Here is a 19,032-nt window from a genome sequence, read left to right on the forward strand (position 1 = left end):
TTGTTGTTCTCCTGCTCCAGTTCCTTCAGGCGCTGCGCTTCGGAGACCGTCATCCCGCCGAACTTCGCTTTCCAGTTGTAGTAGGTCGCTTCCGAGATGCCGTGCTTGCGGCACAGCTCCGCCGGCTTCAGGCCAGCCTCGGCTTCCTTCAAGATGCCGATGATTTGCTCTTCGGTGAATCGCTTTTTCATTGCCGTTCCTCTCTGGAACGGACTCTACACCGTCACCGTACTAAACGCGGGGAGCAGGTCAAGACTTCATGGCGTCAGAGATCCATAAGAACGCATGCTTCGAAGATTACGTTCCGGAGCGACGCGCTATTCGCAAGGCGATCGAGGACTACCACTACGCGCTCGACACACGCCGGCATGGCGGAGTCGCGCTTAGCCACGCATTCGACGCGATCTGCAAAGCGATGGGCATGCAGTGGGAGCGGGGCAAAGAAGCCGCACGTCGTGCCGAAGCTCAGTCGCGAGAATTGAACCAGACGAACAACGGGGTCAACCAATGAGCTGCATAAGTCGGGACGCGACCAGACAGTCTCAGTCAGATAAGGTCGCAAGTGGCTGTCGAGATTTGCGTCAGTTAAACGACTGTCGCCCCATAATCTTCGCCAGCTTGCAACTCATGTAATACCCCAGGTCCGCGTGTAGCGTTAGGGCTCCACTGTAAAGCCGGGTCCACTGGTCCGATGTGACCATAGCGTCGTTTGGTGAAAGATTTTGTCTTGTTAAGAAGTCTTGCATGTGAAGAGAGTAATCAGTCACGGAAAGGAGCGCTCGTGTAGCACGTTCGAGCTTCTCCGCTTCCGGATTTTTCCGGTATGTCACGAGGACTGGGACTGTCTCAGGTTTGAGAATCTCAGCAATCTTCTGTTTTGCCTCCACAAGTTCTTTGCGAACGTTCCAGACAGCGTAAAGAGGCCGCGCTTCAAGTGCCGCATACCGCAAGTTACCTTGCCCTTGAAGGGGCGTCTTCCAATTGTTCTTTTCCAACTCCTCCTCGTAGACCTTCTTGGCGGCGGCACTTTCTGCCGTCAGGTATCGGTCTTCTTCGGGCGGGATGTTCGGCAATACCCGGTCAGCGTAATCGAGCTGCCCAATGACATTTTTTAGGCTGGCGTCGTCAAAGAAACCGCATCGGGTTTCTGCAGGGTCATAGTCTTTTGGGAGGTCGGCACTGAACGCCGGAACTGCCAAGTTAAACAGCAGAGCAAAAGAGGCCGCATATGCGAATTTCATATGATCCCCGAACGTGGTTTATTACGTCAATTCGCAGAGGCCAGGATGCTGCTTGAGCAGCGCCGGGCTGCGGCCGAACTGCGCCGAACGCGACCTGACGTCGTCTGTCCAATCAAGTCCAAATTCTGCACATGAGCAAGACCATGCTCTTCCTTACACATCGTCGGACTTGGCGACTTTGTCGGAGTCGTAAGCTACCGTTTCGCTGCCGTCCTCAGCAATATGATTGATCAAAACGTGTTCGGAAAGCTGCACGCCGACGTCTTCGTTGAGCCCTACGTGCAGCTTTCCCAACCACTCGCCGAAGTATGCCGCTGTGGTCGATTTCGGGTCGAGCTTAACCTCATGAATGTTGGCAGACGCGGCAACTTTCTTGGCGCCGGATTGCAGCCCCTTGGGCGACACGAGAACCCCCCCTGCGGCATCAGTGTCCTGGATCTGAAAAGCCAGCGAGCCAGTGATTGCTTGGCTGATTGCGGTCGATTTGTGTTTTTTGCACTCGACCAGAAAGTGTGCAGTGTTGCCCTCGGTCCAACCACGGGCGTCCACTTCCCATTCAGTTCCGCTTTTCCCTGCGACATCTTGCTTTCCCTCGACCCTCGATAGGCCGAAGTCCTCCGCGCATTGATCCAGCACGAAAGCCGCGATTTGCTCGTAGGTTTTCCAAGTGGGGTCGGTCTTTTTCTTCGCCATTTCTTCTCCTCAGTGGGTCAGGTCTAGATCTATACGTTGCAGGTGACGGCGGGCGGAACGCAAAAGCCGGTCGTTTCGCGAACTACTCGCCGCGCGCCCAGCCTTCGACATCAGGATCGAAGCGCACGCCGGCTTCCATTTGCTCGCGGAACCACGCCTTTTCAGCCTCCTCTTCTTCTTCGATCGTCGGCCGGCCTTCGGCCTTACGCATAGCGTTCATACGATCGATATCAGCTTGAAGCTCTGAGGCAAGTGCGGCTACATGGGTGGCCGCCCCATAGCCGATCGCGTCGGCTAATTCCTTATCGAAAAATTTCGTCATGACCGGTTTACGGCGTGTCGCTCGGAAGGTTTAGGGGCGGTCGCGGTTCTCATTATGCTGCGGCCTTCATTTCATGCTCCTGCGGGTGCTCCGAGGACGCGGCAGCTAGTTGCTCAAGATGCGTGTCGAGTTTGGTAATCCAGTATCGCCGCTCACGATCGTAGGTATGGCGGTTGTAGGTGCCTTCGACGCCACCCAGAACGTGTCCCAGCATCACCTCGCCCACATCCCGAGGGCAGCCTAGCGACGCCAAGATTGTGCGCACGGTGCGTCGTAGATCATGTGGTGACCAGTGCGTCACGGTCAATCTCGGGTGAAAGCCCCGGCTCTTGCTATAGGGCTGCCAGTGGTAGACGGCAGTCTGAACGATCAACTGGTTCGTCGCTTCTCCCTTCTTGTTGGGGAAGAGGTAGCCGTCTCCGAACCGTAGCATGCGAGCCAATACTATCTCTTTGGCGCGACCCACCAGAGGAACCCGCATGTCGGTAGCGCTATCGACGTTGTGATTCTTGGTTTTGGCTTTCGGTATGGTCCACCACCAACCGTCCGATTCCTCAGAGATTTCCGCTCCTTCCATCGAACAGATTTCGCCGCCGCGCGCTCCAGTCCACCGGTAGAGCGTCAGTGTGTCGTGGAGTAAATCTGAGCAGCGGGGGAACCAGCGGAATAGTTCAATGAGCTCCGATGCGGACAGGACGCGCTTCTCTTTACGGAGAGTGCCACCTTGCCGTTTCCCTTTGCTCCGCAGCTTGCCTCGCATTATGTTCTGCCACCAGTTCGGTGTGGTTTCCGGAATGCGGCCTGCGTCCATGGCATGAACCCAAGCCAGGTTGAGTTCGCATCGTAGCTTGGTCGCCATCGCTGGAATGTGTGCAAGTGACTGGAGCAGATCGAAGCACTCGGCGCGTTTCAGATTCTTGACCTCGATGTTCTCGATGCGCTCAAGATACTGTTCGAACATATACTCAACGAGTTCGGCACCTCTGGTCTTCCGTGCCTTGAGGATATGCTCGTTGTAGTAGTCCGTGCAGGCCATCCTGACGGTGTAGGGCGGTCGAGCCGCTTCCCTCTGCTGCTCAAGTAAGCGCTGCTTTTCCAGCTTTCGGTTCAGAGCTACGTCTAATCCTGAGCTGCGAATGCGACGCTGCTCCTCCCAGGCTGCTATTGCTGCCGCGAAGGGCATGGCGGGCCATTCACCGAGCTTGACCCGCTTCATCTTGCCGTCAAGTGGGGATTTGTATCTGTAGATCCATACCTTGCGTTTGCTTGTTGTCGCGATCCGAAGCCCGGCGAAGCCATCAATTGGTTCGTTAGCTCCAGTGGTGAGTTTTCTTATCTCATTCGCGTCAAATTTCAATTTGCCCCCCCCCAAATAAACTTACGCCAAAAGTTACGCTGTGGTTTTGGCTTGGAGGGGAATTCAGGTGCTTACCGACTCGCGCTACGCATCCGCCCACTTCCTCAACAGGTTGTGATAAACCCCCGTCAACGCAATGACCATCGGATCCTTCGCCCCTTTCTCGCCAGATAGCGCCTGAATCTGCGTATCGAGCTGGAACAGCAGCGTGCGATCGCCGTCGTCGCGCACCATGCTCTGGATCCAGAAGAACGACGCGACGCGTTCGCCGCGCGTCACGGGCGTCACCCGATGCAGGCTCGACGCCGGATACAGCACGAGATCGCCCGCCGGCAGCTTCGCGCGATGCACGCCGTATGTATCTTCCACGCACAGCTCGCCGCCGTCGTACGCGTGCGGTTCCTCGAGAAACAACGTCGCCGACAGGTCGCTGCGCACGCGAAAATCCGTACCGCGCAGCAGCCGGATCGCGTTGTCGACATGCGTGCCGAACGCCTCGCCGCCTTCGTAGCGATTGAACAGCGGCGGAAACACCTTGAGCGGCAGCGCCGCCGAAAAGAACAGCTGATGCCGGGCCAGCGCATCCTGGATCGCATCGCCGACCGCGCGCGCGACCGGCGAATCTCCCGGCAACTGCCGGTTGCGTTTCGCGAGCGCCGACTGCGTGCCGGACGTTGCGTTGCCGTCGACCCAGTCGACGGTATCGAGCATCTCGCGGCATTGCGCGACCTGCGCCTTGGTCAGCACGCCGGGGATCTGAAGCATCATGATTCGGACTCCATGTCATGAGACGGCAGCTGCAGCGCCGCCGCGCGCAACGCATCGAGCGGCGACGACGCGAGATACGCGCGCATCTTCGCGACGAATGCGGGGGTGGCGGTGGCCGGCACGCGCGCGAGCCAGACGAGGGCTTCGTCAACGCGCCCGCGATCGGCGAGCAGCCGCGCGTAGTTAAACTGGCCGCGAAAATCACCGGCCTCGGCGGCGCGGCGATAGTGGTCGAACGCGGCGTCGACATCGACGGCCACGACCCAGCCGTCCTCGTAGAAGCCGCCGATCAGGTTGATCGATTTCGCATGGCCGAGCGCAGCGGCGCGGCGAAACCAGTCGAGGGCGGCGGCGCGATCCTCGGCGATGCCGTTGCCGAGCGCGAGCGCCGTCGCATGGTTGTACATGCCCCAGTCGAGGCCGGCCTGTGCGGCGAGCCGGTACCAGTACACGGCCACCGGTGCGCATGCGGCCGTACCCCAGCCGAACTCGTAGCAGCGGCCGAGCATGTTCATCGCCATCGGGTGACCGGCTCGTGCCGCATGCCGGAACCAGCCGAATGCGGCGGCCGGATCGCGCGCGACGCCGTGCCCGTCGAGCAGGTACTGGCCGTAGACGGCTTGCGCGTCGACGATCCCGTTTTCGGCGGCTGCCGCGACCCACGCCGCGGCGCGCTCGGGCGGCCCGGCCAGGATGTCGGCGAACGCGCGCGGCGACACCGACGCGAGCGCCTTCAGCGAGACGGTCTCCATCGATCAGTAGCGCGCGTTCAGCGTGACGAACGCGGAGCGGCCCGGCGCGATCGACGCATAGTGCGCCGGATACGCCTGATCGAAATACGTGCGGTTGAACAGGTTGTTCATGTTCAGTTGCAGATCGAGCTTCTTGTTGATCCGGTATTGCGCCATCGCGTCGAAGCGCCAGTACGACGGCACCGCACGCAGGTTCGCGGGATCGCCGAACACTTCCGACATGTAGAACGCGCCGCCGCCGACGGTGAACTTCGGCGTCACGTCGTAGTTCGACCACATCGTCAGGCTGTGCTTCGGCGTATTGGGGAACCGGTGGCCGTTGTTCGCGGCATCCTTGCCGTTGTCGCGCAGCTCGCTCTTCATGTACGTATAGCCGCCGAACACCTGCCACTGCTTCGTGATCTGGCCCGCGACACCGAGTTCGAGGCCCTGCACACGCTTGTTGCCGACCATCGCGTACTGGTTGTTCGGCAGCGTCACGCGCGCGTTCGTCGTGTCGATCTGGAACAGCGCGGCGGTCAGCGACAGCTTGTCGTCGAGCACGTTCCACTTCGTGCCGAGTTCGATGCTGCGGTTCTTCTCGGGCGACAGCTGATCGGCGTTCGCCCCGACGCCGCCGCGACCGGGCGTGAGCGACTGCGTTTCGCTGCCTTCGCCGAGCAGCATGCCGGCCGGCGTCGACGACGTCGCATACGACGCGTAGACGCTGCCGTTCCGCGCGGGCTTGAACACGACGCCGGCCTGCCAGTTCACGAGCGTGTCGTCGCGCGTGTAGGTCTTGCCGCCGTTCGCCCTGGTGTCGGTGAAGCGGGTCGAGTAGTCGTCGACGCGCACGCCCGCGTTGACTTGCCAGCGCGGCGTGAGCTCGATCGTGTCGAAGCCGTAAATCGACTTGGTCGTGGTTCGCGCATGTGCATAGTCGTTGTTGCGCGTGACGGAACCGGCCCACGGATCGTTCGGGTTCGGCGACCACAGGCTCGTGCAGTTGTAGCCGGACGGCGCGCCGATGCCGTTCTGACAGATCGTGCCCTTGTCGGTCGCGACCGTGTACGAATCGCGCTTGCCCCATTCGCGCGACAGCTCGATGCCGGTCGTGAAGCTGTGCTTGAACGGGCCGGTGCGGAATTCGCCGAACAGTTCGGTCAGGTTCGCGAGGCTGTTGATCGAGCTGTTGCGGTTGTTGTTGCGGCGCCAGACCCTGCCGTTGACCACGTTGCCCTGGCTGTCGTCGGGCTGCGTCCAGATGTAGTCCTGCGTCGATTCCGTGTAGCGCGTGGTGTTGCGCATCGTCAGGTTCGGCGTGATGTCGTGCTCGATCCTGATCGTGCTGATGTCCGACGTGGTCTTGCGGAAGTCGCGGTCGATCAGGCCGTAGAAGTTGTGGCGGTCGACGGGCGCCGGATGGATCGTGTCGACGTTCGCGGGCTTGTTCGCCGTCGTGTAGAAGTACGGAATGCCGCCGTCGGGCAGGTCGTCGGTCGACAGGTGGTAGTAGCTCGCGGTCACGCGCGTCGGCGTGCCGAGACCGAACGCGATCGACGGCGCAACACCCCAGCGCTCGTTGTTGACGGCGTCGCGGCCGGCGACGTCGTTGTTGTGGCTCATCAGGTTCAGGCGGAACGCCGCGTGATCGGCGAACTGCCAGTTGCCGTCGGCGGTGAAGCGGCGGTAGCGGTCGGTGCCGAGGCCGGCGCTCGCGGCAGCCGTCGTCCCGAGGTGCGGCGCTTTCGTGATCAGGTTGATGCTGCCGCCCGCGCCGCCGCGGCCGCCGTATGCACCGTCGGAGCCCTTGGTGATCTCGACGCGCTCGGTGTTGAAGATCTCGCGCGTGGTCGCGCCCGTGTCGCGCAGCCCGTCGACGAACATGCTGCCTTGCGTGTCGTAGCCGCGGATGAACGGACGATCGCCGAGCGGGTTGCCGCCTTCGCCGGCGCCGAACGTGATGCCCGGCACGGTGCGCAGCGCTTCGGTCAGCGTTGCCGCACCGCTGTTCTGGATCAGCTCTTGCGGGATCACGGTCACGGACTTCGGCGTGTCGACGAGCGGCGCGGTGAATTTCGTGGATGCGGAGAAGTCGGCCTTGTAGCTGTGCTCGGTCTTGCCCTGGACCTCGATCGGCGCGAGATGGCCTTCGGTGCTGACCGGTGCGGGCGGCGGCGTGCCGTCGGCGAACGCCGGGCTCGCGGCGAGCACGCTGCACAGGGTGGTGAATTTGCCGAGCTTCAGCTCTTCAGGACGGGACTTCATGATGCGCTTCGACCTCGCGGTGTGGCCCCCGGAACGACGTGCCACGGGAATGTGCACGCCGTCGGGAATTATTACGATTTGGTTTCAGGCGGCATTCTATGTAATTTCCAAGTAAATGAGAAGCGTTCTTGTTTGCATTTGTGATGAGAGTGTTGACGAATGTTGCAGAGGGTTTGAACGCTTGCGGGGCGGGCAGGATGGTCGAATCGGTCTCGCGGAAATGCGATTCGGCGTGGCGGCGTGGCGGTGTTGCCGGAAGGGCGGAGGCGGGACTGGCTGCACCAGAGCATCGAGGAGCGCATCCTGCCGCTGTTTCGCGGCCTGGTCCTGGCGTTCGCTGATGCAGCCAGCAAAGCATATGGGAGCCTTCGTGCGAAGGCTCGTGCGACGGGCAACGCGCTGGCATCGGCCAATGGCCTTATCGCCACGACGGCCGCAGCGAACGGCTTGATCGTGGCCACACGCGACGTCGCGACGTCGCGCCGTTCGCAGCGGCGGGCTTGTGCGTGATCGACCCCGCGGGCCAGCTGACGCGGGGGCCGGCCGCTCCCGCATTATCCGCATCGAAAATGAAAAACGCGCCGTGCAAGGCGGCGCGTCGTATGCGTTACTTCTGTGCGCGGCCCTTGAGCCGAAGCAGTCTCAGGACCGGACGGGCGCGACACTGGATGCGGGTCAATCGATCCCGTGAAACACCGCATCCTCCGGCCCGAGGTACGCCGGTGGGCGCCACGTCGCGTCGCGCATCGAGTGTTGAACCAGATTCTCGACGCCGAGCAGCACCGCGAAGATCGCCATCCGCACCGGAATGCCGTTGTCGGTTTGCCGGAAGATCGCGAGGCGCGGATCGCGGTTCAGGTCGACCGACAGGTCGTTCGCGCCGGGCCGGCTGTCGCGCGGCAGCGGGTGCATGATCAGCGTGTCGGGTTTGCAGACGGAGTCGACGAGCGCCTGGTTGATCTGGAAATCCGGCGTGTAGCCTTCGAACGACTCGTCGGTGAAACGCTCCTTCTGGATCCGCGTCGCGTAGACGACGTCCGCGCCGCGCAGTCCGGCCGCGAGGTCGTTCGTCTGCTCGATCACGTGGCCGTTCGTCGCGATCTGGTCGATGATGTACGCGGGCATTTCGAGCGTCGGCGGCGACACGAGCGTGAACTTCAGCCCGCGGTACAGTGCGAGCAGCTTGACGAGCGAGTGCACGGTGCGGCCGTATTTCAGGTCGCCGACGAGCGCGATATGCGCGCCGTCGACGATCTTGCCGAGGCGCGAGAACTCGCGCTGGATCGTATAGAGATCGAGGAGCGCCTGGCTCGGGTGCTCGCCCGGGCCGTCGCCGCCGTTGATCACCGGCAGGTTGGTCGCGCGCGCGAACTCCGCAACCGAGCCTTTCTCCGGGTGGCGGATCACGAGCGCGTCGACGTAGCCGGCCATCACGCGGCTCGTGTCGTAGATCGATTCGCCCTTGGCCATCGACGAGAACGTGAAGCCGGTCGTGTCGCATACCGAGCCGCCGAGCCGGCAGAAAGCCGCGCCGAACGACACGCGGGTGCGCGTGCTGGCCTCGAAGAACAGGTTGCCGAGCACGGCGCCTTCGAGCACGCGGGAGATCTTGTGGCGGCGCGCGATCGGCTGCATCACGTCGGCGACGCGGAACAGCGCCTCGACCGAATCGCGGGAGAACTGGTCCACGGAAATCAGCTGCGGCTTGCCTTCGAACAGGAATTGCTTCGCGAGCCCCTGCTTTTCTACGCTTTGCGTATAGTCCCCGCCGTCCGGTGCCGGGCGTTCGACGATTTCCGACACGAATCGCTCGACGATCTCGGGCATGCCGCGCGATTCCTGCGAATCGTCGGGCAACAGCCACGTGTCCAGCGCACGGCGGCTTACGCCGATGCGGTTCGCGAACGCTTCGCGGGTCATGTTGAGGCGGCGCATCGCGTCGCGCAGGAAGGCTTGCTGGGGAACGGTCATCGGCGGCACCTGATGAGAAATATACGCGGTGCGTATATTAGTTCGAGGCCGGCCGAAGTCAAGGAAAATCTGCGCGACGGCCCGTGTGGCCTGCGTCACGCCGGCCCGGCGAACACTGGCGCGCGGCGGCTGTCTCCGTATAATCAGGTCAGGCCCCGTGTCCTGCGAGCCGCAGGGCATCACGCCGCATACGCTTCGCCCGGTCGGGCATGTTGACTCGAAGGAGAATGAGAATGACGCGTACGATTGCTGCAGTGCTGCTGGTCGTGACCGCCGCGCTCGCTGGTTGCAATACCGTTGCAGGCGTGGGACAGGACATTTCGAAGGGTGGCCAGGCAATTAGCGATACCGCCGAGAAGGCGAAGTAAGCCACCGGGTTCCGGAATGTGGAAGGCGCCGGGCCGTCCCGCGATCGCGGGGTGGCCCGGCGCCTTTTTCATGGCGCGCGGTGGGCGGCGTCAGGCACTTTCCACGAACGCGTAACGGCCCTCGACCTTGCGCGGCGTGAACCAGCCGAAGTCCGGGAACAGCCGGTTGCGGACGAACCAGACGTAGCCGACCAGGATGACCGTCACGCCGAGGGTCGGCAGCGCGGTCGACGGATCGCGGCCGAGATCGGCGATGGTCCTCGGCACTTGCAGCAGCGACAGAATGATGAACGCGTGATACGCGCCGACGCGATGGGTCGCGAAGCCCCAGATGAACAGCAGCGACAGCGGCACCGTCAAAGCGAGGAACAGCACCGCGGCGCCCATGTTGAGTCCGTCCACCAGGATGAGATAGGCGAGTGCGACGCTGATCAACAACTGCGCGATGCCGAGCGCGATCAGGACCCGGGTATGCACCTTGTTTTTCCTGCACAGTTCGGGGTCGGGGCGCGACGCGATCAGGCGCGCGAGCACGCGATCCTTGAGGCCCTGTCCGGCCAGCTCGGCAAGCACGTCGGCTTTCCTCGCGCCCGCGGACAGCAGCGCCGCGATTCTTGTTTTGGCTTCCTTCTTGTTCATGGCGATGCGAATTATTGTTCGATGGTGGTCAAATGGCCCGGCCACGCGAATATTGCATCTTGCGCGACGGTACGCAACGATTTTGCCGCGTGCGGACACATTCCTACAGTCGTCGATGGCGGGCGGCGATGGCCATCGATCGACGAACGGGCTAGCCATCGAGACAACCGGCTGACGTGATGCGTGCCGGCGGCTCGCGCCGCCGTGTCGCACCCACCAGCATCCCCGCGACGACGAGCGCGATGCCGAGCACGCGCGTGCCGCCCAGCGACTCGCCGAACAGCGCGACCGCGAACAGCACGGCCGAGACCGGCGCGACCGCCGTGAACAGCGCGGCTTCGGTGCCGCTCGTGCGAGCCGAACCCGCGTACCAGCACAGATAGCCGAGCACGGTCGGCACCAGCGCGTAGTACGCGATCGCCGACACCGCGCCGATGTTCCAGCCGGTCGCCAGCGTGTGCCATTCGAACGCGGCCGGCACCAGCGCGAGCACGAAGCCGAGGCCCGACATCGCCGCCGACAGCGCGAGCGGCGGCAACGGCGCTGACAGCCGCCGGTTGAGCAGGATGAACACGGCCTCGCAAGCGACGGCGGCCAGCACCAGCGCGTCGCCGGCGAGCGTCCGGAGCGACGGCATGGCCTGGCCGGGCGCGAACGTGACGAACAGCACGCCGGCGGTGGCCAGCGCGGCCGCGCCCCAGTCGCGCCGCGTCTGCCGCTCGCGCAGCACGACCGCCGCGATCAGCGTCGACATTGCCGGCAGCGTGCCGAGCATCACGCCTGCATCGATAGGCGACGACAACTTCGTGCCGATGATCAGCAGCACCGTATAGCCGACACCACCCGCCGCAGCCTGCACGACCAGCAGCACGGCGTCGCGTCTGGAGACCCGCGGCCATCGCATTCGCTGCGCTCGCATCAGCGCGAACAGCAGCGGGGTTGCGATCAGGAAGCGCAGTGCGGTGGCCGCGAACGGCGGCAGGCCGCCGGCCGCGAGGCGGCTCGCGATGACGGTGCTGCCTACGCCTGCCATTGCGGCGGCGAGATAGAGATAGCCGATCAGTCGTGTCTTCATGTGCCGCATCGTCGCGTGCGGCGGCACGGGCGTCTTGAACGAAATTGCAGCGCGTCGGCGAGCGGGGCGGGTGAGCGGGACGGCGATGCGTCCGGTGTCTCCCGTTGACCGGCAGCGCCGCCATCCAACGTGCCGGACGGCGACGGTCGACATCGTCGCGCACCGGTGGCCGCGCAGCGACGGCGAGGCCTGTTCAGCCTGCCTGCGTGAATCGTCCCGGCGTGATCCCGAACTGGCGTGCGAACGCGCGCGTCAGGTGGCTCTGATCGGCAAAACCGGCTTCGGCCGCGGCATCCGCGATCGGCCGGCCGTTCGCGAGCAGTGCGCGCGCCAGCCGCGTGCGCGACTGCACCAGATACGCGTGCGGCGTGATGCCGAGTTCGCGCGCGAATCCGCGTAGCAGCTGGAAGCGGCTCACGCCGCTCAGGCCGGCGAGTTCCGCCAGCGAAACGGGTGCGGCGGGCGCCGCATCGAGTCGCTCGCGGGCGACTCGGATCGCCGGTGCGACGCCGGCGGGTGGCAGCGCGCGATTCGAGTGCCGCGCAAGCAGCCCGGCGACCAGCGTGACGAGCGCCTCGTCGCGGGCGAGCGGCAGCGTGTCGTTTCCTGCGACGATCCGTGCATGCAACCGTCCGAACGCGGCCGCGAGCCGCGCGTCACGCACGGCGGGATGTGCGAGCTCGACGCCCCCGAGGCCTTCTTCCGCCGCGATGCCCGCGACCAGTGCGGGCGCGAGGTACAGCATCCGCCAACGCCGGCCCGTGCCCGTTTCGATCGGCATGCCGTCGTGCATCTCGCCCGGATTGACCATGATGGCGTCGCCGGTCAGCGCGTCGACCTGCCCACGGCCGCTCCAGGACCGGTGCGCGCCGCTGACGATCACGCCGACCCCGAAGTCGTCGTGCGCGTGCCGCGGAAACGTGCGGTCGGACTCGAGGCTGATCGCCTCGATGCCTTCATCGGTGCGTCGGTAATGGGTGACACGGTGCATGGGCGCTCCTCGCGCCGGCAGCGGCGCGGATCACGTGCACTTTAGCGCGTTCCGGCGCCGCGCGTCCTTCATCCTTTTGGCCGATACCGCGCGGCGTGCGCAGCCCGCACCATGTGCACATGAGCAGCGTACACGGCCCGCCGGGCCTGAAGCTGCGCGGGAGACGGCAGGTGGAACGACAGGACACGGTATTCATTCAGGTGGGCGCGCTCGCGGACGGCTTCGCGCCGGACGCGAACATCCTCGCGCCCGTGGACGAGCTCGTCGGGCGGTCGCTGGCACTCGGCAACGCATCGGGCGCATGGCGCGTCTATACGTTCGAAGCGGGCGCGCTGCAATGGCGCGACGCGGCGACCGACACGGGCGGCCGGGCGCCTTGCCGTGTCACGCGGCTGCGCGACGAGCTGTACTTCGTCGACTACATCGACCCGGCAGCACGCGCGACGTCGGTCAGTCTCGTGATCGACGTCGGTGACGGCGTGTGGACGTCGGTGATCGGCACGCTGCCGACCGAAGCCGAAACGCATGTCGACGCGTTCACGCGTGTCGCGCGCGGGCTGCCGCTGACGGGCGTCGGTGCGACGTTCCGGCACGGCACGCTCGGCGGCCATGCGCAGCCGGGCCCGCTGCACGGGCCCACGCGCGAACTGATCGGCAAGCGGACGATGTATCGCTACAGCCCGACCGAATGCTACGAGCACATCTACCTGAACGAGAACTTCTACGCATGGCAGTGTCTGCAGGGCGTCGAAGGCGGGCTGGCCGACGTGGACCGCTGCCATTACTTCAGGCTCGCCGAGCAGCTGTATCTGTTCGTATGGCGCGAGAAGGTGGTGCCGACGCTCGGCGTCGTGCTGATCGACCTCGCACAACGTAAGACGGACGGCAAGATCTTTGGATACCAGGGCGCCGATTTCGGCATGCTGTCGAATTTCCCGATCGGCGCGCATGCGCAGGTGCTGAACGAAACCGTGCATCCGCTCGCCGGCGAGGCGCAGCGATGAACGCCGTGCCGGGCAGCGGCCGCCTGCGTGCGGATTTCAGTGGCCGCGTCGTGCTCGTCACGGGCGCGGCGCAGGGGATCGGCGCGGCAATCGCGCGCCGTTTCGCGCAATCCGATGCATTCGTCGCGCTGGCCGATCTCAACGGCGATGCCGCTGCCGTGCAGGCGGACGCGCTTGCCAGCGCGGGCGGCGCTGCGCGTGCGTATCGCGTCGACGCCGCGAGCCGAGACGAACTCGTCGCGCTCGTCGCGGCGGTCGAGCGCGACGGTGGCCGGCTCGACGTCGTCGTTCATAACGCCGCGTACTTCCCGCTGACTCCGTTCGAGCAGATCGATGCGCCGCTGCTCGAGCGCACGCTGTCGGTCAACCTGTCGGCGCTGTTCTGGCTCGCACAGGCCGCGCTGCCGGCATTCGAGCGTGCGGGGGCGGGGCGGCTGCTCGTCACGTCGTCCGTGACCGGGCCGCGCGTCGTCTATCCGGGGCTCGCGCACTACGCGGCGTCGAAGGCAGGCGTGAACGGCTTCATTCGCGCTGCGGCGCTTGAACTCGCGCGCCGCAACGTGACGGTCAACGGCGTCGAGCCGGGGATGATCCGCACGCCGGCAGCCGGCAATCTCGGCGATGCGTCGGTCGCCGCGCAGATCGCGCGCGACATTCCGCTTGCGCGCATGGGCGAGCCGGAGGACATCGCGAACGCGATGCTGTTTCTCGCGTCGGCCGATGCGGGGTACATCACCGGGCAGACGATCGTCGTCGACGGCGGCGCGACGTTGCCGGAGAGCGGAGCCGTGCTGGGTGACGGGTAAGGGCCGCGCGCGCGATCGTGCGACGAGGGCCGTCGAATGGGCCGGCAGGGGCGCAGTCGGTGCGACCCGCGCACCGTCGCGCCGGTCGCGCCCGTCGCTACTATAGCCAGCCGTTATGAATGAACTCGACGATCGAGTACCGGCGAGGTTCGAGTTCATGCTGCCGGACGGCCTCGACGATCCGCGACACGCCATCCGCGTAAGGCGACGCGCCGTACACGCGGGATTCGAATTGCAGGCTGCATGCGCCGTCCTCGATGTGGATCCGGTGGAACGCATGGCGGCCGAGCTGATCGTCGGGAATCTGCAAGGCGTCGCGCTGCTCGGCGGGGTCCCGCACGGAGTGGATGTCCTGCGCCGGAACGCCGAGCGACTGAGCGACGCCGACTGCGGTGCCGGGCACGGACGTCTTGCTGGCCTGGTGCGACTCCGTCACGCTGATGTGGCAGTCGCGAAAGAGATGGCCGCTGGTTTCCAGCATGCTCATGAACTTGAGCATCAGGATGTTCGTATTCGGACAGAGCACGACGGGGAAGTCGTGCGATCCGGTTTCGAGGTCGGAGCCGGTGGACAGCTCGACGAGCGGCGACCCCGTGGCGCGGCAGAATTCGATCGCGGCAGGCAGCTCGCGGCCGGATCCGGCGTGAACGACGATCGAACGGACGTTGCCACGGGCGGGGTCCGACCAGGCCATCACGCGACAGGTTGCCGGTGCGAGCCGGTGCGAGCCGAGCAGTTCGGTTGCCAGCTTGCCGGTGCCAACGACGAGTACTTGCATGGGATAGACGGATTGAGGTTCGGGGTTCGATACGGAAACGGCGCGGGTCGTTCGACGACCCGGCGCGATCACGGTGCACCGCGCGGCGCGCCGTGATCGCGCATTATGCCCGGCGGCCTGCCGCTGTGTGTGGTGCGCACCTGCACGGCCGCGGCGGATCAACAGATCGACCTCGTCGATGATGACGCATCCGTCGCAGCACACACGGAAGCGTGAATGGCGCTACGCTGCCGAAACACCGGCCGGGCATGCCCCTGTCGCGGCCGGCATCGCACCGAACCGCGTATCATCCAACCCCCTTCGACCCTGGAGAGCACATCGATGGAACACGACCTGAAAGGCAAGGCAGTCGCGATCACCGGCGGATTCGGCCACCTCGGCGTCGCAACAGCCGCCTGGCTCGGCCAGCGCGGCGCTCGCGTCGCGCTGATCGGCCGTGGCAGCGCGCCGGACGCGCAGGCGTTGCCCGGCGTGCCGGCCGATGCGCTGCGCCTCGGCGGCATCGATCTCGTCGATCCGCAGGCAGCTGCACGCGCGCTTGACACCGTGAATCGCGAATTCGGCCGGGTGGACGCGCTGCTGAACATTGCAGGCGCGTTCGTGTGGCAGACGATCGCCGATGGCGACGCGGCCACGTGGGACCGCATGTACGAACTGAACGTGAAGACGGCACTGAATGCGTCGAAGGCCGCGCTGCCCTATCTGGTGGCGAGCCCGGCGGGCCGCATCGTCAACATCGGCGCGGGTGCGGCGTTCAAGGCAGGCGCGGGAATGGGCGCCTATGCGGCCGCGAAGGCGGGCGTCGCGCGACTCACCGAGGCGCTGGCGGCGGAACTGCTCGATCGCGGCGTGACCGTGAATGCGCTGTTGCCCAGCATCATCGACACGCCGCCGAACCGTGCGGACATGCCCGATGCGGATTTCACGCGCTGGGTCCGGCCCGAACAGATCGCCGCGACGATCGGGTTCCTGCTGTCGACTGACGCGCAGGCGATCACCGGCGCATCGATTCCCGTGAGTGGTCGCGTGGCGTAGCGGCTGACGGGCGATCGCACTCGATTTCGACGTCAGGGCATGCGAAATCGCGCACGCGGAATGTGCGCGATCGGCGCGTTTCGATCAGCAGGTTGCACGGCTGCATACGGCCGGCGGCCTGCATGCCGCAGACCATCACCGTATACTGGGCGTTCGACATCATGTGACTGAAGCCGTGACCAAGCCTGCCTCCGCGGATACGCTCGCCGACGATCCGCGTCCGACCCCGCCCGAACAACCCGAACTGGAAGACTGCTGCAACAGCGGCTGCTCGCCGTGCGTTTTCGACCTGTACGACGAAGCGCTGGCGCGCTATCGCGTCGAGCTGGCCGAATGGGAAGCGCGGCACGCGCAACTCAAGCATCACAAACGGGCTTGATGCCCGCAAGCGGTCGCGCATGCCCCGATTCGCTGCCGGCGATGTGTGGTCCGACCCGTGTCGTCACGTACCGGCGCGCACGCGTCGATGCATCGGTCCCAGCGCGGCAGACAACGCGACGCACACGAGCAACACGACCGTCAGCCCCCACATCGCCGTCCTGAACCCCTGCACGTAGTCGAGCGCACCCGGCTGCGCGCCGAGCCGCGCGAAGAACAGCCCGCCAAGTGTCGCCGCCCCGACGGCCGCGCCGATCTGCAGCATCGTGCTGACCATGCCCGATGCGACCCCGGCGCGCGCCGCGTCGACTTCCGCGAGCACGATCCGCACGACCGACGGCAGCACGAGGCCTTGCCCGATGCCGATCGCCGCGATGCCCGCGTAAAAGCCCGGGCCGGGCGCGTGTTCGCCGGCCAGTGCGGCGGCGGTCGCGACGCCGGCCGCGAGCATCGCGAAGCCGAGCATGAGCACGCGATGGCCGCCGAACCGGTCGACGAGGCGCGGCATCAGCAGCGGGCTCGCGAGGAAGCCGATGCCGAGCGGCAGGATCGCCAGCCCCGACGCGAGTGGCGACCAGTCCAGGCAGCCCTGCAGATAGATCCCGTAGCTCAGGAAGAACGCGCTCAGCATGTAGAACAGAAACGCGAGCGTGAGCCCGAGCACGACGACCGGATTGCGCAGCAGGCGCACGTCGAGCAGCGGATCGCGGCCGCCCGCGATCCGGCGCGCTTCGACCGCCAGCAGCGCGCCGAGCATCGGCAGCGCCCCGGCGATGCACGCGACCATCCACAGCGGCCAGCCCGCCTCGCGTCCGTGCGTGAGCGGATAGACGAGCATCAGCAGGAACAGCGACAGCAGCACCGTGCCGGGCACGTCGATACGCTGGCCGCGTGGCGGCCGGCTTTCCGGGATGAAGCGCCAGCTGCCAAGTAGCGCGAGGATGCCGATCGGCACGTTGACGAGGAAGATCGCGCGCCAGCCGAGCCCGAACGGATGGAGGCTGATCAATGCGCCGCCGCCCAGTTGGCCGATCACGGCCGCGAGACCGAACACGAAACCGTAGAAACCCATCACGCGCACCTGCTCCTGCGGGCTGAACACGCTGCGGATCGTCGCGAGCACTTGCGGCGCGAGGACCGCGGCGAACAGGCCCTGGAGCACGCGGCTGCCGACCAGCACCGCGCCGCTGCCGGCGAGCCCGCACAGCGTCGATGCGACGACGAAGCCGGCCATCCCGATCATGAACATCCGCTTGCGGCCGTACAGATCGCCCAGACGCCCGCCGGTGATCTGCACGACCGCGTTCGCGCACGCGTAGGCCGACACGACGAGCTGCAGCTCGGACGGTCGTGCGCCGATGCCGTCGCGGATGGCCGGCAGCGCGAGATTCACGATGAAGTAGTCGAGCGGCGGCAGAATGGCGCCGACCAGCAGGACCACGAGCGCCCAGCCGTGATGGCTGCGCGGCGGTGCCGCGGCGGCCGTGCCTGCCGGCGCGCAAGGGGCGAGGGTGTTGTCGGTCATGAACGGAAGTCCGGAAGAATGAGGGCTGCAACGCATGTCGAAGCCCGTTGAACCGGGCTCGTGCGAGCCGTTGAACCAATATTCTGCGGATTGCCGATGAATCGGAAAAGCGGGAATTGGTGGTAGCATCCATCGGGTTATTCGATGGATGGAGAGGGCGATGCGCGGTTTCGACCTGGATCAGTTGCGCACTTTTGCGGCGGTGGCGGATGCGGGCAGCCTTTCGGCGGCCGCGCCGTTGCTGCATCTGTCACAGTCGACGGTGAGCGAGCAGGTGCGCAAGCTCGAATCGCGCGCCGGCGTGCCGCTGTTCGTGCGCAGCAAGCGCGGCGTGGAGCCGACACCGGCCGGCGCACGTTTGCTGCAGCATGCGCGCCGCATCGTCGCGCTGAACGAGGCCGCGTTCGACGAAGTGCGCGGCCAGGCGATCAAGGGCGAGTTGCGCGTCGCGATCACCGATTACTACCGGACACACGAAGTCGCGGGCCTGCTCGCGCGGTTGCGGGAGTGCTACCCGCAACTGAGCCTGCACGTGAGCGCGATGAAGAGCGCGGAGATCGAAGCCGCGCATGCGCGCGGACAGATCGATCTCGGCGTCGTGATGAACCTGTCGAGCGGCCCGTTCCGGCCCGCGTCGGCCGATACGCGCTGGGTGCTGCGGCGCGAGCCGCTGTCGTGGGTTGCATCGCCCGCGCTCGCCGAGCAATTGCCCGAGCCGTTGCCGCTCGTGCTGCTGCCGGACGACTGCATGATGCATCAGATCGCCGTGCGCTCGCTCGACGAGCAGCACGCGCCGTATGTGCTCGTGCACAGCGCGTCGGGCGTCGCGGGGCTGCAGTCGATGCTGGCGGCGGGGCTCGGCGTCGGCTGCCTGTGCGCATCGGCGATCGGCGAGGGTCTCGTGCGGCTCGGCGCGAAATACCGGCTGCCGGCGCTGCCCGACGCCGTGTTCTCGCTGACGCCGCCGATGCCGGGCGAACGCGAGACGGTCACGCAGGCACGCGAGGTGCTGTCGCGGCAGTTGCTGATGTGACGCAGCCATGCGCGTCGGCGCAGACGCACGTATTCGACGGGGGCGGCAC

22 protein-coding genes are annotated in these 19,032 nt (G+C 65.6%); 8 read left to right on the top strand and 14 right to left on the bottom strand.

All coding sequences use genetic code 11. The annotated features are described in order from the left end of the window. On the bottom strand, window positions 1-191 hold a 191-nt coding region (locus DIE08_RS31905; RefSeq protein ID WP_148096083.1), incomplete at its 3' end, for a transposase. Window positions 192-259: 68 nt separating this feature from the next. On the opposite strand from DIE08_RS31905, the gene DIE08_RS31910 reads away from it, so the two are divergent. Next, a complete protein-coding gene (locus tag DIE08_RS31910; RefSeq protein WP_124905656.1) occupies window positions 260-511 on the top strand; it encodes a hypothetical protein in 252 nt (83 codons plus the stop codon). Window positions 512-581: 70 nt separating this feature from the next. Here DIE08_RS31910 and DIE08_RS31915 read toward each other — a convergent pair whose 3' ends face one another. From DIE08_RS31915 to DIE08_RS31945, 7 genes are all read right to left on the bottom strand, one after another. Next, a complete protein-coding gene (locus tag DIE08_RS31915) occupies window positions 582-1,241 on the bottom strand; it encodes a hypothetical protein (RefSeq protein ID WP_124905658.1) in 660 nt (219 codons plus the stop codon). 153 nt (window positions 1,242-1,394) lie between these two features. Continuing rightward, window positions 1,395-1,934, bottom strand: a complete 540-nt coding sequence (locus DIE08_RS31920; RefSeq protein WP_185715931.1) for a hypothetical protein — start codon at window positions 1,932-1,934, stop codon at window positions 1,395-1,397. An 82-nt stretch (window positions 1,935-2,016) separates the two neighbouring features. Further along, complete coding sequence (locus DIE08_RS31925) at window positions 2,017-2,256, bottom strand: hypothetical protein (RefSeq protein ID WP_124905660.1); 240 nt, start codon at window positions 2,254-2,256, stop codon at window positions 2,017-2,019. Window positions 2,257-2,308: 52 nt separating this feature from the next. Then, a complete protein-coding gene (locus tag DIE08_RS31930) occupies window positions 2,309-3,613 on the bottom strand; it encodes a tyrosine-type recombinase/integrase (protein WP_124905662.1) in 1,305 nt (434 codons plus the stop codon). A gap of 84 nt (window positions 3,614-3,697) precedes the next feature. Beyond that, window positions 3,698-4,381 carry a Fe2+-dependent dioxygenase gene (locus DIE08_RS31935; RefSeq protein WP_124905664.1) on the bottom strand — a complete coding sequence of 228 codons (684 nt, stop codon included), beginning with the start codon at window positions 4,379-4,381 and terminating at the stop codon, window positions 3,698-3,700. After that, a complete protein-coding gene (locus DIE08_RS31940) occupies window positions 4,378-5,133 on the bottom strand; it encodes a tetratricopeptide repeat protein (RefSeq protein ID WP_124905666.1) in 756 nt (251 codons plus the stop codon). The genes DIE08_RS31935 and DIE08_RS31940 overlap by 4 nt, the downstream gene beginning before the upstream one ends. A 3-nt stretch (window positions 5,134-5,136) precedes the next feature. Further along, window positions 5,137-7,380 carry a TonB-dependent siderophore receptor gene (locus DIE08_RS31945; protein ID WP_124905668.1) on the bottom strand — a complete coding sequence of 748 codons (2,244 nt, stop codon included), beginning with the start codon at window positions 7,378-7,380 and terminating at the stop codon, window positions 5,137-5,139. 240 nt (window positions 7,381-7,620) lie between these two features. On the opposite strand from DIE08_RS31945, the gene DIE08_RS31950 reads away from it, so the two are divergent. Then, window positions 7,621-7,890 carry a hypothetical protein gene (locus DIE08_RS31950; protein ID WP_260436607.1) on the top strand — a complete coding sequence of 90 codons (270 nt, stop codon included), beginning with the start codon at window positions 7,621-7,623 and terminating at the stop codon, window positions 7,888-7,890. A gap of 165 nt (window positions 7,891-8,055) precedes the next feature. Here DIE08_RS31950 and DIE08_RS31955 read toward each other — a convergent pair whose 3' ends face one another. Next, window positions 8,056-9,351 (bottom strand): aspartate carbamoyltransferase, encoded by a 1,296-nt coding sequence (locus DIE08_RS31955; protein ID WP_059526663.1) that lies wholly within the window; start codon window positions 9,349-9,351, stop codon window positions 8,056-8,058. A 233-nt stretch (window positions 9,352-9,584) separates the two neighbouring features. On the opposite strand from DIE08_RS31955, the gene DIE08_RS31960 reads away from it, so the two are divergent. Further along, complete coding sequence (locus DIE08_RS31960) at window positions 9,585-9,719, top strand: entericidin A/B family lipoprotein (RefSeq protein WP_006752948.1); 135 nt, start codon at window positions 9,585-9,587, stop codon at window positions 9,717-9,719. A 90-nt stretch (window positions 9,720-9,809) separates the two neighbouring features. On the opposite strand, the gene DIE08_RS31965 is transcribed toward DIE08_RS31960, so the two are convergent. The 3 genes from DIE08_RS31965 to DIE08_RS31975 all read right to left on the bottom strand — a co-directional run bounded on the left by DIE08_RS31965 (window position 9,810) and on the right by DIE08_RS31975 (window position 12,424). After that, the gene (locus DIE08_RS31965) at window positions 9,810-10,358 is read right to left on the bottom strand and encodes a permease (protein WP_124905670.1); all 549 of its coding nucleotides are present in this window, start codon (window positions 10,356-10,358) and stop codon (window positions 9,810-9,812) included. A gap of 151 nt (window positions 10,359-10,509) precedes the next feature. Continuing rightward, entirely contained in the window at window positions 10,510-11,433 is a 924-nt protein-coding gene (locus DIE08_RS31970) for a DMT family transporter (RefSeq protein WP_124905672.1), read from the bottom strand. Between the two features lie 193 nt (window positions 11,434-11,626). Next, window positions 11,627-12,424, bottom strand: a complete 798-nt coding sequence (locus DIE08_RS31975; protein WP_124905674.1) for an AraC family transcriptional regulator — start codon at window positions 12,422-12,424, stop codon at window positions 11,627-11,629. 170 nt (window positions 12,425-12,594) lie between these two features. Here DIE08_RS31975 and DIE08_RS31980 point away from each other — a divergent pair, with 170 nt between their 5' ends. Together DIE08_RS31980 and DIE08_RS31985 are read left to right on the top strand one after the other, a co-directional pair. Next, complete coding sequence (locus DIE08_RS31980; protein ID WP_124905719.1) at window positions 12,595-13,428, top strand: molybdenum cofactor biosynthesis F family protein; 834 nt, start codon at window positions 12,595-12,597, stop codon at window positions 13,426-13,428. Further along, window positions 13,425-14,234 carry an SDR family oxidoreductase gene (locus DIE08_RS31985; RefSeq protein ID WP_124905676.1) on the top strand — a complete coding sequence of 270 codons (810 nt, stop codon included), beginning with the start codon at window positions 13,425-13,427 and terminating at the stop codon, window positions 14,232-14,234. The genes DIE08_RS31980 and DIE08_RS31985 overlap by 4 nt, the downstream gene beginning before the upstream one ends. A 100-nt stretch (window positions 14,235-14,334) precedes the next feature. Here the strand turns inward: DIE08_RS31985 and DIE08_RS31990 are convergent, their stop codons facing one another. After that, the gene (locus DIE08_RS31990) at window positions 14,335-15,012 is read right to left on the bottom strand and encodes a dihydrodipicolinate reductase C-terminal domain-containing protein (RefSeq protein ID WP_124905721.1); all 678 of its coding nucleotides are present in this window, start codon (window positions 15,010-15,012) and stop codon (window positions 14,335-14,337) included. A gap of 321 nt (window positions 15,013-15,333) precedes the next feature. Here DIE08_RS31990 and DIE08_RS31995 point away from each other — a divergent pair, with 321 nt between their 5' ends. Further along, entirely contained in the window at window positions 15,334-16,047 is a 714-nt protein-coding gene (locus DIE08_RS31995; RefSeq protein WP_059686051.1) for an SDR family NAD(P)-dependent oxidoreductase, read from the top strand. A gap of 175 nt (window positions 16,048-16,222) precedes the next feature. After that, a complete protein-coding gene (locus tag DIE08_RS32000; protein ID WP_059600306.1) occupies window positions 16,223-16,426 on the top strand; it encodes an oxidoreductase-like domain-containing protein in 204 nt (67 codons plus the stop codon). Between the two features lie 63 nt (window positions 16,427-16,489). Here DIE08_RS32000 and DIE08_RS32005 read toward each other — a convergent pair whose 3' ends face one another. Next, on the bottom strand, window positions 16,490-17,950 hold the full coding sequence (locus DIE08_RS32005; protein ID WP_124905678.1) for an MFS transporter: 1,461 nt from the start codon (window positions 17,948-17,950) through the stop codon (window positions 16,490-16,492). A gap of 160 nt (window positions 17,951-18,110) precedes the next feature. Between DIE08_RS32005 and DIE08_RS32010 the strand changes: the two genes are divergently transcribed. Continuing rightward, window positions 18,111-18,983 carry a LysR family transcriptional regulator gene (locus DIE08_RS32010; RefSeq protein WP_124905680.1) on the top strand — a complete coding sequence of 291 codons (873 nt, stop codon included), beginning with the start codon at window positions 18,111-18,113 and terminating at the stop codon, window positions 18,981-18,983. Window positions 18,984-19,032: the final 49 nt, after the last annotated feature.

The organism is Burkholderia sp. Bp9004, from assembly GCF_003858025.1.
GTDB classification, from domain to species: domain Bacteria; phylum Pseudomonadota; class Gammaproteobacteria; order Burkholderiales; family Burkholderiaceae; genus Burkholderia; species Burkholderia diffusa.